Origin of the sequence: Streptomyces sp. NPDC059010, assembly GCF_042740355.1 — a bacterium.
Lineage (GTDB): Bacteria > Actinomycetota > Actinomycetes > Streptomycetales > Streptomycetaceae > Streptomyces.
The window spans coordinates 328,845-344,511 of sequence record NZ_JBHYJA010000002.1 but is presented as its reverse complement, the minus strand read 5'-3'; the positions used below and the strand labels follow the sequence as shown (position 1 = coordinate 344,511).

Annotated in this window: 14 protein-coding genes; 7 read left to right on the top strand and 7 right to left on the bottom strand. The window is 70.8% G+C overall.

The annotated features are described in order from the left end of the window. Positions 1–10: 10 nt before the first annotated feature. Positions 11–1,432, bottom strand: a complete 1,422-nt coding sequence (locus ACFWYS_RS03700) for a sulfatase (RefSeq protein WP_384762754.1) — start codon at positions 1,430–1,432, stop codon at positions 11–13. A gap of 89 nt (positions 1,433–1,521) precedes the next feature. Next, on the bottom strand, positions 1,522–3,777 hold the full coding sequence (gene glgX / locus ACFWYS_RS03695; protein ID WP_384762751.1) for a glycogen debranching protein GlgX: 2,256 nt from the start codon (positions 3,775–3,777) through the stop codon (positions 1,522–1,524). A 159-nt stretch (positions 3,778–3,936) separates the two neighbouring features. Here glgX and ACFWYS_RS03690 point away from each other — a divergent pair, with 159 nt between their 5' ends. From ACFWYS_RS03690 to ACFWYS_RS03660, 7 genes are all read left to right on the top strand, one after another. After that, on the top strand, positions 3,937–5,178 hold the full coding sequence (locus ACFWYS_RS03690) for an Ig-like domain-containing protein (protein WP_384762750.1): 1,242 nt from the start codon (positions 3,937–3,939) through the stop codon (positions 5,176–5,178). 184 nt (positions 5,179–5,362) lie between these two features. Continuing rightward, entirely contained in the window at positions 5,363–6,601 is a 1,239-nt protein-coding gene (locus ACFWYS_RS03685) for an Ig-like domain-containing protein (RefSeq protein WP_384762747.1), read from the top strand. A 95-nt stretch (positions 6,602–6,696) separates the two neighbouring features. Continuing rightward, positions 6,697–7,464, top strand: a complete 768-nt coding sequence (locus ACFWYS_RS03680; protein WP_384762744.1) for an enoyl-CoA hydratase/isomerase family protein — start codon at positions 6,697–6,699, stop codon at positions 7,462–7,464. 296 nt (positions 7,465–7,760) lie between these two features. Continuing rightward, positions 7,761–8,264: an ATP-binding protein gene (locus ACFWYS_RS03675; protein WP_384762741.1), complete on the top strand. Its 504-nt coding sequence runs from the start codon at positions 7,761–7,763 to the stop codon at positions 8,262–8,264. 165 nt (positions 8,265–8,429) lie between these two features. Next, positions 8,430–9,617 carry a PQQ-binding-like beta-propeller repeat protein gene (locus tag ACFWYS_RS03670; RefSeq protein ID WP_384762738.1) on the top strand — a complete coding sequence of 396 codons (1,188 nt, stop codon included), beginning with the start codon at positions 8,430–8,432 and terminating at the stop codon, positions 9,615–9,617. A 102-nt stretch (positions 9,618–9,719) separates the two neighbouring features. Continuing rightward, positions 9,720–10,373, top strand: coding sequence for an ADP-ribosyltransferase (locus ACFWYS_RS03665; protein WP_384762736.1), 654 nt, complete (start codon positions 9,720–9,722; stop codon positions 10,371–10,373). Positions 10,374–10,512: 139 nt separating this feature from the next. Then, positions 10,513–10,731, top strand: a complete 219-nt coding sequence (locus tag ACFWYS_RS03660) for an EF-hand domain-containing protein (RefSeq protein ID WP_384762734.1) — start codon at positions 10,513–10,515, stop codon at positions 10,729–10,731. A 71-nt stretch (positions 10,732–10,802) separates the two neighbouring features. On the opposite strand, the gene ACFWYS_RS03655 is transcribed toward ACFWYS_RS03660, so the two are convergent. The 5 genes from ACFWYS_RS03655 to ACFWYS_RS03635 all read right to left on the bottom strand — a co-directional run bounded on the left by ACFWYS_RS03655 (position 10,803) and on the right by ACFWYS_RS03635 (position 15,541). Further along, positions 10,803–11,360, bottom strand: coding sequence for a glycoside hydrolase family 25 protein (locus ACFWYS_RS03655; protein WP_384762732.1), 558 nt, complete (start codon positions 11,358–11,360; stop codon positions 10,803–10,805). An 80-nt stretch (positions 11,361–11,440) separates the two neighbouring features. Continuing rightward, positions 11,441–12,646, bottom strand: a complete 1,206-nt coding sequence (locus ACFWYS_RS03650) for an McrC family protein (RefSeq protein ID WP_384762730.1) — start codon at positions 12,644–12,646, stop codon at positions 11,441–11,443. Beyond that, the gene (locus tag ACFWYS_RS03645) at positions 12,643–14,847 is read right to left on the bottom strand and encodes an McrB family protein (protein WP_384762728.1); all 2,205 of its coding nucleotides are present in this window, start codon (positions 14,845–14,847) and stop codon (positions 12,643–12,645) included. Before ACFWYS_RS03645 ends, ACFWYS_RS03650 begins: the two co-directional genes overlap by 4 nt. A gap of 66 nt (positions 14,848–14,913) precedes the next feature. Then, positions 14,914–15,390, bottom strand: a complete 477-nt coding sequence (locus ACFWYS_RS03640) for a hypothetical protein (RefSeq protein WP_384762726.1) — start codon at positions 15,388–15,390, stop codon at positions 14,914–14,916. Beyond that, positions 15,383–15,541 (bottom strand): hypothetical protein, encoded by a 159-nt coding sequence (locus ACFWYS_RS03635; protein WP_384762828.1) that lies wholly within the window; start codon positions 15,539–15,541, stop codon positions 15,383–15,385. The genes ACFWYS_RS03640 and ACFWYS_RS03635 overlap by 8 nt, the downstream gene beginning before the upstream one ends. Between the last annotated feature and the right edge of the window lie 126 nt (positions 15,542–15,667).

Here is a 15,667-nt window from a genome sequence, read left to right as displayed (position 1 = left end):
CGTACGGCAGTCAGCCGGGGTACGGCAGCAGGGTGGCGGCGGTCTTCTCCCAGGCCGCCTTCAGTTCCGCCAGCAACTCCGGCTCGTCCGGGGCCCGGTCGGCCTGTTCGCGGGCGTCGGCGGCCAGGTTGTAGAGGTGGTCGGTCTTGTCCGCGTCCTGGTAGTACTTCCAGTCGCCGCGCCTGAGCGCACGATTGGCCCGCACCCGCCAGAACAGGTCGCGCTCCGGCAGCTGCTCGCCGCGCAGCAGATAGCCCGCGAGACTCGTGCCGTCCAGCGGGTAGGCCGGGTCGGGGCGGGCGCCGCCGAACTCCAGCAGGGTCGCCGTCCAGTCGGGGGAGAAGTTCGGCTCGTGGCTCACCTGGTGCCCGTCGATGCGGGCGGGCCAGCGCACGAGGGTGGGCACCCGGATGCCGCCCTCCAGGAGGACGAACTTCTCGCCGCTGAGCGGCCAGTTGTAGGAGTAGCGCTCGCCGCCGTTGTCGCTGGCGAACACCACCACCGTGTTCTCCTCCTGCCCGGACCGGCGCAGGGCGGCGAGGACCTCCCCAACGGCGGCGTCGAGGCTCTGCACCATCTCCGTGTACTTCTCCACCGAGCCGCCGTCGTAGTGGTTGAGCGCCCGGCTGACCTCCGCCCGGCTCTTCGCAGCCCGGATCTTCGCCTCGATCTCCGCGCCGGTCTCCTCATCCCCCTCCGCCAGCCAGGGCCAGTGCGGGGTGGTGAAGTTCAGGTTCAGCAGCCAGGGCCTGTCGTGGTCCCGGCCGACGTACTCGACGGCCCGCTCGGTCAGCACGGTCGTGTAGTAGCGCAGGTCCTTGTACTCGGCGTCGCCCTCGTAGAGGTCGTACGTGCCGAGCTGGCCGAGCTTGGAGAAGTACTCCAGGACGCCGCCGAAGTTGCCGAAGAACTCGTCCCAGCCCGACTTGGTGGGGCTGTGGTCGGGCAGCCAGCCGCAGTGCCATTTGCCGATCAGCGCGGTGGCGTAGCCCGCCCGCTTCAGTAGGGAGGCCAGGGTGGGGTGGTTCGGGTCCAGCCCCTGCGCCTTGTCGGCGATGGGCTCGGCGAGACCGCCCGGCGTACGGCCCGGGTACCGCCCGGTGTACAGGCTGAACCGGGTGGGTGAGCAGGTCGCCGACCCGGAGTACGCGTCGGTGAACCGCACGCCCTGCCGGGCCAGCCGGTCGAGGTGGGGAGTCTTGATGTGCGGGGCGCCGTACGACGACAGATCGGCCCAGCCCAGGTCGTCGCCGAGGATGACGAGGATGTTGGGGCGCTCGCCGGAGGAGGTGGGGCGGGCCTTGAAGGGGCGCTCGGCGGGGGAGGCTGCGGCGTTTTCGGCGGCCTCGGCGGCAGTGGTCGTACCGGCGACGGCGGTCACGGCGCCACCGCCGACGAGACCACCGAAGGCACGGCGGGATATCTCGGGCATGCGCTTCAGTCGATCAGCGGGCCCGGCCCCCTGACCAGGAATCCGGCGCGGAGTTCACGGGACTGCAACGCCGCCTTGGCACACCGCGCTCAGTCGAGCACCCGCAGCAGCAGCACCGCCCGCCCCGGCACCGTGATCGCCGCCCCCGCCGGATGCTCCACGCCCGGCGCCTCCCCCTGCTCCTCCCTCGACGTGTCGACGACCACCTCGTACCGCTGCGCCCACGGCGGCCCCGGCAGCACGAAGCTCGTCGCCCGGTCCCCGGCGTGCAGCACGGCCAGGAAGCTGTCGTCGAGGACCGGCGCCCCGCGTTCGTCGCGGCCGGGGATGTCCCGCCCGGACAGATACATGCCCAGCGTGGCGGCGGGCGCGTACCAGTCCCGTTCCGTCATCTCGGTGCCCCGCGCGGTGAACCAGGCCAGGTCCCGCAGCCCGTCCGCCGAGTGCGCCCGCCCGGAGAAGAACGCCCGGCGACGCAGCACCGGATGCCGGTGCCGCAGCTCGATCAGCCGGGACGTCAGATCGAACAGCGCCTTCCAGCCCGGCTCCTCAAGGAGCCCCCAGTCCAGCCAGCTGATCTCGTTGTCCTGGCAGTAGGCGTTGTTGTTGCCGCGCTGGGTGCGCCCCAGCTCGTCGCCCGCGACCAGCATCGGCACGCCCGTCGACAGCAACAGCGTCGTCAGCAGGTTCCGCAGCTGCCGTCGCCGCAGTGCCCGCACCTTCTCGTCGTCCGTTTCGCCCTCGGCGCCGCAGTTCCAGGCCCGGTTGTCCCCGGAGCCGTCCCGGTTGCCCTCGCCGTTCGCCTCGTTGTGCTTGCGCTCGTAGGACACCAGGTCGCGAAGGGTGAAGCCGTCGTGCGCGGTCACGAAGTTGACGGAGGCGTACGGCCGCCGACCGCCCCACGCGTACAGATCGCTGGACCCCGACAGGCGGTACCCCAAATCCCGTACGTCCGGCAGCGCGCCCCGCCAGAAGTCGCGTACGGCATTGCGGTAGCGGTCGTTCCACTCCGTCCACAGCGGCGGGAAGGCCCCCACCTGGTAGCCGCCCGATCCCACGTCCCACGGCTCGGCGATCAGCTTCACCCGCCGCAGCACGGGGTCCTGGGCGATGACGGCGAGGAACGGCGAGAGCATGTCGACGTCGTGCATGGAGCGGGCCAGAGCGGCCGCCAGGTCGAACCGGAAACCGTCCACGCCCATCTCCGTCACCCAGTACCGCAGCGAGTCGGTGATGAGCCGCAGCACATGCGGCTGGACGACGTGCAGCGTGTTCCCGCAGCCGGTGTAGTCCGCGTACCGGCGCGCGTCCGACTGGAGCCGGTAGTACCCCCGGTTGTCGATGCCCTTCAGCGACAGCGTCGGGCCCAGCTCGCCCGCCTCCGCCGTGTGGTTGTAGACGACGTCCAGGATGACCTCGATCCCGGCCGCGTGCAGGGCGTGCACCATCCGCTTGAACTCACCGACCTGCTGACCCGTCGTACCGGAGGCGGCATAGGCGGCGTGCGGGGCGAAATACCCGATCGAGTTGTAGCCCCAGTAGTTGCGCAGGCCCTTGCGCAGCAGATGGTCCTCGTGCGCGAACTGATGGACCGGGAGCAGCTCGACGGCCGTCACGCCCAGCCCGGCCAGGTGCTCTATGGCCGCCGGATGCGCCAGACCGGCGTACGTCCCCCGCAGCTCCTGCGGAATCCCCGGGTGCAGCTTGGTGAACCCCCGCACATGCACCTCGTAGATCACCGAGTCGGCCCACGGCGTCTTCGGCCGGCGGTCGTCCATCCACTCGTCGTCCGGGGCGTCGTCATGGACGACCACACCCTTCGGGACGTACGGCGCCGAGTCACGGTCGTCGCGCACGGTGTCCGCGACATGCTGCTGGGGCCAGTCGCGGACATGGCCGTACACCTCGGGCGGCAGGCTGAAGTCGCCGTCCACCGCGCGTGCGTACGGGTCGAGCAGCAGCTTCGCCGGGTTCCAGCGGCCGCCGGTCCACGGGTCCCAGCGGCCGTGCACCCGGTAGCCGTAGCGCTGACCCGGCATCACACCCGGCACGAAGCCGTGCCAGATCTCGTGCGTCAGCTCGGAGAGCCGGGCCCGGGTCTCCTTGCCCTGGTCGTCGAAGAGACACAGCTCGACCGCTTCCGCGCCCCCCGCCCACAGCGCGAAGTTGGTGCCCGCCACCCCGTCCGGGCCGACCCGGAAGCGGGCGCCGAGCGGCACCGGCGTGCCCGGCCACACGGGCACGGCGGGGGTCTTGCGCCGCGCCCCGTTCACGACGGCGGCCGGGCGCCCCTCCTCAGCGGCGACCGCGGCGGCCACCGCCTCCTGCTCGGCTGCGCTCGACACCTGTCGGCCTCCCACGGCTCAGGGACCACACGAGGGGAGAGGAGAGCACGCGGTCGTCCCTGGCCGCGGCTCCCCGTCGCGTCGTCCTCCCCACTGTTCTGCCCACCGTGTGGCTCGCACTCACGTTTCCCCAGGACCACCCCGGTCGTTGGGGTCTTTGTGAGGCATGTACAAGGGCGCGCGCGGCGCGCGGGGGCCGTGCTGGCCGCCGTACTGACATGGGCCGGCCTGCTGGCCGGGGTGGCCGGCTGCACTGCGGGCGGCGGTGGCATCGACCAGATGCTGGGCAAGGCGCCGGCGCCCGAGGACGTCATCCGGGTGACGCCCGACGACGGCAGCAAGGACGCACGCCCCGACGACCCGCTGCTCGTCCGGGTGCTCAGCGGGCGCCTGGAGTCGGTGAAGGTCGTCAGGTCCCAGGACGCCCAGGACTCCCCGGTGCCCGGGCGCATCTCCGAGGACGGCCTGCGCTGGGAGCCCGACACCCCCGGGCTCGCGCTGGCCGCCAAGTACACGATCGACGCGGTGGCCCTCGACGGCCACGGGCGCCGCAACGCACGGCACACGACCTTCACCACGCACGTCCCCGACGAGCGGTTCATCGGATACGTCACCCCGGAGCACCGCTCCACCGTCGGCACCGGAATGATCGTCTCCCTGAAGTTCAACCGGGCGGTCGAGAACCGCGCCGCCGTCGAACGCGCCGTACAGGTCACCGCCGAACCGGCCGTCGAGATCCGCCCGCACTGGTTCGGCAAGGCCCGCCTCGACTTCCGCCCCCAGTACCACTGGAAGCCCGGCACCCGCGTCACCGTCGCGCTGCGCCTGCGGGACGTCGAGGGGGCGCACGGGGTGTACGGGCTCCAGGAGAAGACGTTCTCGTTCACCGTCGGCCGCCACCAGGCCGCCCTCGTCGACGCCGCCAAGCACACCATGCAGGTCCGGCGCGACGGCGAACTGCTCGCGACCGTGCCGGTCACGGCCGGCTCCCCGAAGAACACCACCTACAACGGCAAGATGGTCGTCACCGAGATGCTCGAACTGACCCGGATGAACGGCGCCACGGTCGGCTTCAAGAAGAAGAACGGCAAGGGCGAGTACGACATCCCCGACGTCCCGCACGCCATGCGGCTCACCGACTCCGGCACCTTCCTGCACGGCAACTACTGGGCCGACTCCGACATCTTCGGACGGACCAATGTCAGCCACGGCTGCGTCGGACTCAGGGACGTCAAGGGCGGTGGCTCCGAGACGCCCGCGGGCTGGTTCTTCGACCGCAGCCTGGTCGGGGACGTCGTCGAGGTCGTCCACAGCAACGACAAAAAGGTCGCTCCCGACAACGGCCTCGGAGGATGGAATATGGGCTGGAAGGAGTGGAAGGCGGGGAGTGCGGTGAAGTAACAGGACAGGGGGGTGGGTTGCTCGACCCGTCGGCCGGCTGCCGATGTTGGAACGGAACGGTGACAAACGCGCGGCGTCGATGCCCTGGCCTTGTGGTTAATATTCGCCGGTGCGCGCCGCGGGCGCGCGGGGGAGCGGGCTGACCAGGCCCGACAGGGCGCTGAGCCCGGGAGGGGAGAAGGACTTGAACGTGCGGCCGATATCGGGGGCGTCGGTTGACGCGCGCGCCAGGCGTGGGCGCAAGGGGCTGCCGGCGCTGGCCGGTGTGCTGCTGCTCGCCGTCACCGCGTGCGGGGGCGGCGGAGCGGACTCGGGGAGCGGCGACGGCAAGGGCGGGGACTCCGGCACGGCGGAGGCCAAGAAGTCCCGGGCCGTCGTGACGATAGCGCCGGGGGACGGCGCGAAGTCCGTCGAGACCAGCGGCGCGCTGAAGGTGACCGCGGCCAAGGGCAAGCTGACGGCCGTCGAGGTCAAGGACGCCAAGGGCAAGGCGATAGCCGGGCAGATATCCGGCGACGGCGCCAGCTGGACGCCGGCCACGCATCTGGCCGCCGCCACGAAGTACTCGGTGCACGCGGTCGCCAAGGACTCGGCCGGCCTGGAGGCCGCCAAGGAAGCCGACTTCACCACGCTGACCCCGAAGAACACCTTCCTGGGCAACTTCACGCCCGAGGACGGCTCCAAGGTCGGCGTCGGAATGCCGTTCTCCGTCCGCTTCACCCGGGGCATCACCAACCCCGAGGACGTGGAGAAGGCCATCAGCATCAAGACCGAGCCGGCCGTCGAGGTCGCGGGCCACTGGTTCGGCAACGACCGCCTCGACTTCCGTCCTGAGAAGTACTGGAAGACCGGCACCAAGGTGACGGTCCAGCTCAACCTGGACGGGGTGGAGGGCCGCCCCGGCGTCTACGGCAAGCAGGCCAAGACGGTCTCCTTCACCATCGGCCGCAACCAGGTCTCGGTCGTCGACGCCAAGAAGCACACCATGAAGGTGATGCAGGAGGGCAAGGTCGTCAAGACCATCCCGGTCACGACCGGCAAGCCCGGCTACGACTCCTGGAACGGCCAGATGGTCATCAGCGAGCGGCTCCGGGTGACCCGTATGAACGGCGAGACCGTCGGCTACGGCGGCGAGTACGACATCAAGGACGTCCCGGACGCCATGCGGCTGACCGACTCGGGCACCTTCATCCACGGCAACTACTGGGGCGGCGACGCCTTCGGCAACTACAACGCCAGCCACGGCTGCATCGGCCTGCGGGACGCGCGCGGCGGCTACGACCGCGACCTGCCGGCCGCGTGGTTCTTCGACCACTCGATCGTCGGCGACGTGGTCGTCGTGAAGGGCTCCAACGACGACATCGTCGCTCCGGACAACGGCCTCAACGGCTGGAACATGTCCTGGGAGAAGTGGAAGGCGTAAGCAGGTCCTTGTTTTTCGGCAGCGGCCCGGGTGTACGACCTCATGTGAGGTACGGCACCCGGGCCGTTCCCGTTAGTCCCCGTTAACCTGCTCGCATGACCGTGAATCTCGAAGTCGCCGAAGGTGTCGGTACCCTCCGCCTCGACCGGCCGCCCATGAACGCGCTGGACGTGGCCACCCAGGACCGGCTCAAGGAGCTCGCCGAGGAGGCGGGGCGGCGTGACGACGTACGGGCCGTGGTGATCTACGGCGGGGAGAAGGTGTTCGCGGCGGGTGCGGACATCAAGGAGATGCAGGCCATGGACCACACCGCGATGGTCCTGCGCGCACGGGCCCTGCAGGACTCGTTCACGGCGGTGGCCCGGATCCCGAAGCCGGTGGTGGCCGCGGTGACGGGCTACGCGCTCGGCGGTGGCTGCGAGTTGGCGCTGTGCGCGGACTTCCGGATCGCCGGGGAGAACGCCAAACTGGGCCAGCCGGAGATCCTGCTCGGCCTGATCCCGGGCGCGGGCGGCACCCAGCGGCTGGCCCGTCTCGTCGGCCCGTCCAAGGCGAAGGACCTGATCTTCACGGGCCGTATGGTGAAGGCGGACGAGGCGCGGGAGCTCGGCCTGGTGGACCGTGTCGTGGCGCCGGAGCAGGTCTATGCCGAGGCGCACGCCTGGGCGGCGAAGCTGGCGCAGGGCCCGGCGATCGCGCTGCGTGCGGCGAAGGAGTCGATCGACACCGGCCTGGAGACGGACATCGAGACCGGCCTCGCGGTGGAACGGAACTGGTTCGCGGGGCTGTTCGCGACGGAGGACCGGGAGCGCGGGATGCGGAGCTTCGTGGAGGAGGGTCCGGGCAAGGCGAAGTTCCTCTGAGAGCGGAGGAAACCTCGGTCTGAAACTCGGCCGAATCACTTGCAATTGACGGGATGTCTGATCCGGGTCCCTCGATGGGGCGGTTTATGGGAGCCTTAAGCCAGCCTTAAGCGTGTCTTGTCGAGGGAGCCCGCCGATTGCCTCCAGCAGACTCATCGTCGCAGGTCGGACGGGCTGCGGAGGGCCCCGAACTGCCGCTGTCATATGCCGACGGGGTCTTGCGGAATGCGAAGTTCCGGGGGGTCTATTCCGCGGGAACGGCCCCGGAGGGCCCGGTGGGCGGCCATGATGGGGGCATGGCGGGGCTGGAGGGTATCGAACAGCCGCGGGGACATCGCCGTGCCACTGCGGCGCGCTGGTCGCCGGGGGTCGAGGACGAGGCTGCCTCGAAGGCGCTGGAGCTGTTCGGCAATCCCACGGAGGCGGAGGTTCCGCTCCCGTCCCGCCCCGAGTCCGCGGCGACCGCGCGGCGGCTGGCGCAGGTGGTCGTGCTGCGTCAGTGGGGCCTGACCCCGAAAATGACGGAGGACGCGGTCCTGCTCGTCTCGGAGCTCGTCGGCAACGCGGTACGCCACACGGGAGCGCGGGTCTTCGGCCTCCGTATGCGCCGCCGCCGGGGCTGGATCCGCATCGAGGTCCGTGACCCCTCGCGAGGGCTGCCCTGTCTGATGCCGGTCCAGGAACTCGACGTCAGCGGCCGGGGCCTGTTCCTCGTCGACAAACTCTCCGACCGGTGGGGTGTGGACCTGCTGCCGCGCGGCAAGACGACGTGGTTCGAGATGAGGGTGGCCGACCGCTAGGTGAGGCGGCCGGGGCGAGGGCCGGTCGGGTGCAGTTGGGTGTGGCGACCCGTACGGGCCGCTTATCGGGTGAATCATGCGTTTTTCGACGCAATACTCATTAAATAGTGCGGTGACCTCGACCGACCGCCCCGGGGCCCACCCCGCCGCACGGAAGAACCGCCGATGAACCTCACCCCCCGCACCCTCCTCGCCGGCATCGGCCTCCTCGCGCTCGCCGCCTGCGGCACCGAGTCCGTCAAGGACAGCAGCCGGACCGTCGAGTCCCCCGGCAAGGGCACCCAGGCCGCCATCCCCGCCCCGCCGAAGAAGAAGGCCATCAAGGCCCTGCCCGGCATGCCGCCCGTACTGGACCCGAAGGACGTCTACGCCGCCGACCGCCCGGGCAAGCTCTCCCCGGTCGTCAAGGACTTCCCGTCCCGCGTCTACGTCCCCAACAGCGAGTCGGACACCGTCTCCGTCATCGACCCGAAGACGTACGAGATCATCGAGACCATCCGGGTCGGACGTCAGCCCCAGCATGTCGTGCCCTCCTGGGACATGAAGACCCTCTGGGTCAACAACAACCGGGGTCACACCCTCACCCCCATCGACCCGAAGACCGGCAAGGCGGGCAAGGACGTCGAGGTCCACGACCCGTACAACCTCTACTTCACGCCCAACGGCAAGTACGCCGTCGTCATGGCCTCCCTCGACCGCGAACTCGTCTTCCGCGACCCCCACACCATGAAGCGGATCAGGACCGAGCCGGTCAGCTGCTACGGCGTCAACCATGCCGACTTCTCCCTCGACGGCCGGTACTTCATCGTGTCCTGCGAGTTCAGCGGCGAACTGCTCAAGGTCGACACGGAGCGGATGAAGGTCGTGGGGCAGGTGAAGCTGCCCTTCGACGGTGCGATGCCCCAGGACGTGAAGGTCTCGCCGGACGGCAAGAGGTTCTACATCGCCGACATGATGGCCCACGGCATGTGGGTCCTGGACGGCGACAAGTTCACCGAGCCCACCCTCCTGCCCACCGGCAAGGGCTGCCACGGCCTCTACGTCAGCCGGGACTCGCGCGAGATGTACGTCTCCAACCGGGGCGAGGGCAGCGTCTCCGTCTTCGACTTCGGGAAGAACAAGCTGACCAAGAAGTGGCACCTGCCCGACGGCGGCAGCCCCGACATGGGCGGCGTCTCCGCCGACGGCAAGGTGCTGTGGCTGTCGGGCCGCTACGACGGCGAGGTGTACGCCCTCGACACCCGCACCGGAGAACAGCTCGCCCGCATCCCCGTCGGCAGCGGCCCGCACGGCCTCGCCGTCTACCCGCAGCCGGGCCGCTACTCCCTGGGGCACACCGGTATCTTCCGCTAGCCGACGACGAGTTGGGCGGTTGGTTGACCGGCGGTCAGCGGACACGCCGCCGTATGGGTGACGCTCCACGAATGGCCCCCGTGGGCCCGGGATCGTACTCGCATGATCACCTCTCGCCTGCGGCGCCGGGCCGCTGCCGCCGTTCTGTCCCTCTCGGCCGTCCTCATGACGACGGCCGCCACGGCACCCGGCGCCGCCCCCGCCCCGGCCACCGGCCGTTCCGCCATGGCTGCCGCGACCGGTGCCAGGGCCGCCGCCCCCGGCCCGGTCGCCTGTCCCGTCCAGTACGACGACAAGATCAAGGCGGCCGTCGACCGCCGCGTCGACGTCGACCGCATCACCCCCGCCCCGGCGTGGCGCACCAGCTGCGGCACGCTCTACCGGGCCGACGGGCGCGGCCCGGAGATCGTCTTCCAGGAGGGCTTCAAGCCGAAGGACGTCGTGAACGGCCAGTACGACCTGGAGCAGTACGTCCTGGTCAACCAGCCCTCCCCGTTCGTGTCCACGTCCTACGACCACGACCTGTACAAGACGTGGTGGAAGTCGGGCTGGAACTACTACATCGACGCCCCCGGCGGCATCGACGTGAACCAGACCATCGGCGACACCCACAAATGGGCCGACCAGGTGGAGGTCGCCTTCCCCGGTGGCATCGCGCGGAAGTACATCATCGGCGTCTGCCCGGTGAACAAGACGACCAAGGTCGAGATCATGAGCGGCTGCCAGAGCAATCCGCACTACGAGTCCTGGCACTGACGCCTCTCCGGGGGACCGTGCGGGGGGCCCGTGGGTGGTCGCCGCGCTGGAGGTGCGGACGGGCGGTTAATCTGACCTGCGGCAGCAAGCCAGCACAACACGACAGACGCGGGTAAAACGCGAGTAAAGGGGCGGACCGGTGGCGCACATCGACATCGAGGAAGCACGCAAGCAGTTCGAGCGCATCGATGCGGACGGTGACGGCACCATCACCGCCGCCGAGTTCAAGTCCGCCCTGGCTCAGGGCGGCGACTGGAACGTCACCGAGGCGGTCGCCGAGGCGATCATCAAGAGCCGCGACCTGAACGGCGACAAGCTCCTGTCGTTCGAAGAGTTCTGGGCCTTCCTGAACAAGTGATCTCCACCGAAGGGGCGCCTTCCCGACCGGGAGGGCGCCCCTTCGGCGTGCGCGACCGCCTGCTCCCGCCGTCAGGCGTTCTCAGCCCATTCGCGCAGCTCGGCCTTGCTGGAGAAATTCGCGACGTTCTTGTCCAGCGGGTGGTCCGTGTACTGGTGGAAGCGCCACTTCGCCTGGATGCGAGGCTTGCCCGCCGTCACGTAGTCGGCGATCCAGAGGCCGTCGCCCGCATAGGACGTGGTGTCGACGTTGAGCCAGTAGTGCCTGTTCGCGTACAGGATCACCGGATTGTTCGGCCGCTTCTCCTTCACCTTGCGGATGAACAGGTCCTTCTCCGCGTTGCTCGCATGCGTCCCCTCGCTCGTCGTCTCCCAGTCGACCGCGAGGATGTCGCCCGCCCTCTCGGGAGCCTTGCCGACGAAGTAGTCGGCCTGGGCGGAGAGGTTGCCGGGCCACAGGAAGTGGTAGAAGCCGACGACCAGACCGGCGTCGCGGGCGCGTTTGGTCTGGGCGGTGAGTTTGGGGTTGATGTAGGAGCGGCCCTCCGTCGCCTTGATGAAGACGAAGGAGACGCCGTCGGTGTCGTAGGACGAGGACTGGTAGGCACTGACATCGATGCCACGGATCATGGTGGGGGCTCCCGGAAGGCGGGGTGGGGGGACGGGAGTTGATGATGCCCCGCGCGCGTGCCGCGGGAACATCGGCCGGATCAGGGTGGATTGGCGTCCGCGATCCGGTCGGCCAGCGCCGCGACCGCCGACAGCAGGGCCGGCGGCGGCAGGCCGAGGTCCAGGGCGTGGGCGGTGACGGTGATCCCGGCGTGCCGGATGACGTGGTCCGTCGGGCCGTCCGCGGTGGCGGCGGCGTAGACGAGGTGCCCGCGCGGGAGGTTCAGGGCCGTGCAGTAGCCGAGCAGTTGGTACAGGTGGTCCACGGGCGGGGCGGCGGCCCGCAGGCGGGTGTACTTCGCGTCCACGACGGAGACGGGGCGGCCGGCCCGGTAGAGCACCAGGTCCGGCCGGAAGCCGACCTGTCCCGCCTCGTCCAGGCGGTGGTGGGCCTCCTGGGCGGCGCACCGGACCCGGTGGCGGGACAGGGCGGCCCCGAGGGCCAGCTCCACGAAGCGCTCGAACACGTCCGGCATGTCGAGCAGGAAGCCGTCCGTCCCGGCGGGGGTCCGGCCCGTCGGCTGCACGGACCGGCCCGACAGGACCAGCTCGGCCAGTCTCAGGGCGGGGCCGTAGCGGGCGTTGAGGCGGGTCGGTGTCCAGCGGGGCGCCGGCTCGCCGGGCCGTAGCGGCCGTACGCCGGTTAGGCGGTCGGCGAGGTGGCGCAGGGTCCGGCGGGTGGGGGCGGGTACGCCCGGCAGCCCGGCGGCGAGGAGCAGGGCCGCGAGCAGGATGCGGTTCTCGGTGATGTCCGGGGTGTGGTCGTCGTAGCGGACGGCGACCGGGAGCGGCAGGCCGACCCGGCGCAGCTGGTCGGCGGTGCGGACACGGCCGCGGATCAGGGGGAGGTCCTCCTCGACGGTGCGGTAGCCGTGCAGGACACCCGCCTCCAGGGTGCGTCGTGCGGTGCGGGCGAGGAGATCCGCGACGGCCGGCAGCAGGTCGTCGGCCTCGGCCGCGGTGACCGGCTCCGGCAGCCAGGGGTCGGTGGGGGAGTAGGAGAGCAGGAACAGCAGGTCCCGGACCGCGAGCTTCGGGCGCAGGTGCAGTCGCACCGTCCCGCCGGACGGGCCGTGCAGCCGCACCAGCCCCACCTTCTGGTTGCCGGACAGGCGCCAGCGGCCGCCCGTCATCGGGGCCAGCCGTACCAGCCCCGGCATCGAGAGCAGGGCGGCGACCTGGTCGCCGGTCAGCTCCCGCACCGCACCCGGCCCGCTCTCGCGCACCGTGAGCTCCAGCGCGCTCACGCCTCCTCCGTCAGCGCGGCCCGCAGGGCGGCGAGCCCGTACTCCTCCTCGACGTCGACGCCCGTGCCGTAGAGCTGGTCCTCCAGCAGGGGCAGGATCTGGGTGCGCCAGATGAGGTCCAGCCCCTCCGGCCGGGCCACGCCGGGCTTCATCAGGTACGACGGCCCGATCGCCCGGTCGGCGTCACCGAGCCGGGCGTTGAGCTCGGCCAGCAGCCGGGCGGCGGTGTCCGGCAGCCCGCGGGAGTGCAGCCAGCGCTCCAGCAGCCCTTGGACCGGCGGCCGCTCGGGCGACAGCCGGCGGAAGGCGAAGCGGCGGCGCATCGCGGCGTCGACCAGGGCGATGGAGCGGTCGGCGGTGTTCATCGTGCCGATGAGGAACAGGTTGCCGGGCAGCTGGAAGGGGTCGTGCGGGCTGTACTGCGTGGTGACCGGCTCGTCCCGGTACTCCAGCAGGAAGTACAGCTCGCCGAAGACCTTGGCGACATTGGCCCGGTTGATCTCGTCGACGATCAGGATGTACGGGTTCGCCGGGTCCTTGGCCGCCCGCTCGGCCAGCAGCCGGAACGGCCCCGGCAGCACGTCGAACACCACGGAACCGTCCTCCCCCCGGACCGGCCGGAAGCCCTCGAAGAAGTCCTCGTAGGTGTAGGAGGGGTGGAACTGCACCAGCTGCACCCGGTCCGGGCCGGCCAGATGCCGGGCCAGGGTGCGCGCGAGGTAGGTCTTGCCGGTGCCCGGCGGGCCGTGGAAGACGAGCTGGCGCTGCTCCTGGAGCTGCTCGGCGGTCTCCCGGAGCCAGGGCAGCGGCATCATCAGCTGGGCGGCCAACTCCTCGGTGACGGGCGGGAGTTCGAGCGGCTTGGTGACGTCGGCCTCGATCAGCGGTTCGGCGACGGCGTCCTCAAGGCCGGCCCGCTCGGCGAGCTCGGCCGCGACGCTGCTGATGTCGTACAGCGCGGGCGGCCGGGTCAGCTGGACCTGCACCGTCTCCGGCAACTCGGCCCTGCGCAGCGGGCGGTCGGCGGTGGCCCAGCGCACCGGGCGGCGGCGGGCGTTGTCCGGTCCGTCCGAGAGGTCGTACGACGCCGGGCCCTGGACCGTGCCGACGTGGACCTCGTCCGGGGTGACGGTGACCGCGAGGTCGCCCGGCTGCATCTCGGTGAGGAAGGCATGCAGCTGGTAGGCGGCCTGCCCGCGCGACTGGACGCTGGACTCCGGCATGGCCTCCGCGACGGCCCGCTGGACGTCCCGTTTGGCGGAGTCGGCGGGGATCTCGGGCATCTCCCGCCAGGACAGTGAGCAGTAGCCCTGCGCGAGCCACGCGGGGACGAAGTCGTGCCCGTCCACGTTGTTCCCGCGGACCAGCCAGCCGCGCTGCCCCCGCTCGACGGAGCCCTTGCGCCACCGGCTCACCCAGGGCTCGTGGTAGAACCACACGCGTTCCCCGGTCCGCACCCGCAGCGTGCGCTGGAGCGCGAGCAGATCGCGGTCGTCGTCGCCGGTGACCTCGGGCAGTTCGTCGGCGAAGGCCCGGATGATCTCCTGCTTGTGATGGGCGCTGGCGATCGGCTCGAAGGCGTCCGGGAAGAGCAGGTACAACAGCACGTGGATCTGCGCCCGCCCCTTCTTGTGCCCCACCGACCGCTGCACGTCCAGGCACTCGCCCCGGAACCGCCAGGGGTCGTTCAGTACGGCGTTCCGCTCGGCGGGTGCCATCTCGGTGAGCCGCTCCACCAGCAGGACCAGGATCTGGAACTGCGCCCACCGGTAGTTGAGGAAGCCCTGGCCGCCGTTCATGAAGCCCTTGAGGCATGCCTTGAGGTCGTCGGGGACGGCCGGCTCGACCAGGCTGTTCCAGGACAGCACCTCGTCCAGGATCTGCAGCTTCTTCGCGACGCCGATCTGCGCGGGGACCAGCGGCGCCATGTTCACGAACAGCAGCTCGGCCGCCAGCACGATCGTCAGGTCCGGCGCGCCGTCGAGCTGGCGCCGCAGCTTGACCAGGAACGTGTCCGAGGACTCGTCCGGCTGGTCCACGAAACGGGTGCGCAGATCGACGGCCCGGGGCCTGGTCCACGACTCGTGCGGCGGTGCGAACGCCGACCTCCCGCTCAGCACCCCGTCCCGGAAGACCCGTTGCACGGCCGCCACGACGTCCGCCCCCACGATGTCGGCCCCCACCGGCTGTTCCACCGCCATGCCGCTCCCTGTGCTCGCTTGCTCACTCCCGTGCTCGAAGTGCCCACAGTAGAAGGGAGCTTGGCGCTATTCCCAGCGGTTGCGCTCCGAGACGTATCGCAGGGTCCGGCCCGGGGAGGAGGAGAGGTCGAGGTCGAAGAGCTGCCGGAAGGCGTCGTCCGGCAGATTCGGTGTGAAGGCGAGACGTACGGTCGTTTCGGTGTCCTCAAGCATCAGCACGGGGCCGCCCTCGACGACGGGTTCCGGCTCGGGCGCCGGGCCCGTGGCGCGGCGCAGCGCTCCGCCGATGACGCCCTTGAGCGCGCGGTAGGCGTCCTGGGCGAGGTTCTTGCCGCACTCCTGGAGGAAGCCGCTGAGCGGCAGCACCACGAGCACCATCCAGGTCAGTGTGGCGCTGCGGTAGTTGCCGACGACCGCGCCCTGCGCTCGTACGCCCAGCCCGGCCAGGCCTCCGTACAGCGCCGCCTGTTGCTCGGCCGTCGTGCCGGGGGCGAAGTAGACATGGGCGGCGGTCGGGGTGGCCGCCGCGTTCGGTTCAGTCATCGTGCTGCTCCTTCTCCAGGCGCCAGATCTGTACGCGTCCGTCGGCCTCCGCGGCGGCCAGCAGGCGGCCGTCGTCGCTGAAGGCGACCTCGGTGACCGGGCTGCCGTGGTGCTCGACCCGGGGCCGCCCGTGGACCTTGTCGCTCTCCAGCGACCACAGGCAGACCCTGCCGTGGGGGGGGCCCCGGGGGCGGGGGGGGGCGGGGGGGGCCCCCCCGCCCCGGGGGGGGGGGGGGCGGGGGGGGGGGGGGGGGGGCCGGGGGGCGGGCCGCCCGTC

Excerpts from the sequence above, each read along its gene's own strand:
- ACFWYS_RS03700 (WP_384762754.1), bottom strand. The coding sequence starts at position 1,432 with ATGCCCGAGATATCCCGCCGTGCCTTCGGTGGTCTCGTCGGCGGTGGC.
- ACFWYS_RS03670 (WP_384762738.1), top strand. The coding sequence starts at position 8,430 with ATGAACCTCACCCCCCGCACCCTCCTCGCCGGCATCGGCCTCCTCGCG.
- ACFWYS_RS03665 (WP_384762736.1), top strand. The coding sequence starts at position 9,720 with ATGATCACCTCTCGCCTGCGGCGCCGGGCCGCTGCCGCCGTTCTGTCC.
- ACFWYS_RS03675 (WP_384762741.1), top strand. The coding sequence starts at position 7,761 with ATGGCGGGGCTGGAGGGTATCGAACAGCCGCGGGGACATCGCCGTGCC.
- ACFWYS_RS03640 (WP_384762726.1), bottom strand. The coding sequence starts at position 15,390 with ATGACTGAACCGAACGCGGCGGCCACCCCGACCGCCGCCCATGTCTAC.
- ACFWYS_RS03680 (WP_384762744.1), top strand. The coding sequence starts at position 6,697 with ATGACCGTGAATCTCGAAGTCGCCGAAGGTGTCGGTACCCTCCGCCTC.
- ACFWYS_RS03655 (WP_384762732.1), bottom strand. The coding sequence starts at position 11,360 with ATGATCCGTGGCATCGATGTCAGTGCCTACCAGTCCTCGTCCTACGAC.
- ACFWYS_RS03645 (WP_384762728.1), bottom strand. The coding sequence starts at position 14,847 with ATGGCGGTGGAACAGCCGGTGGGGGCCGACATCGTGGGGGCGGACGTC.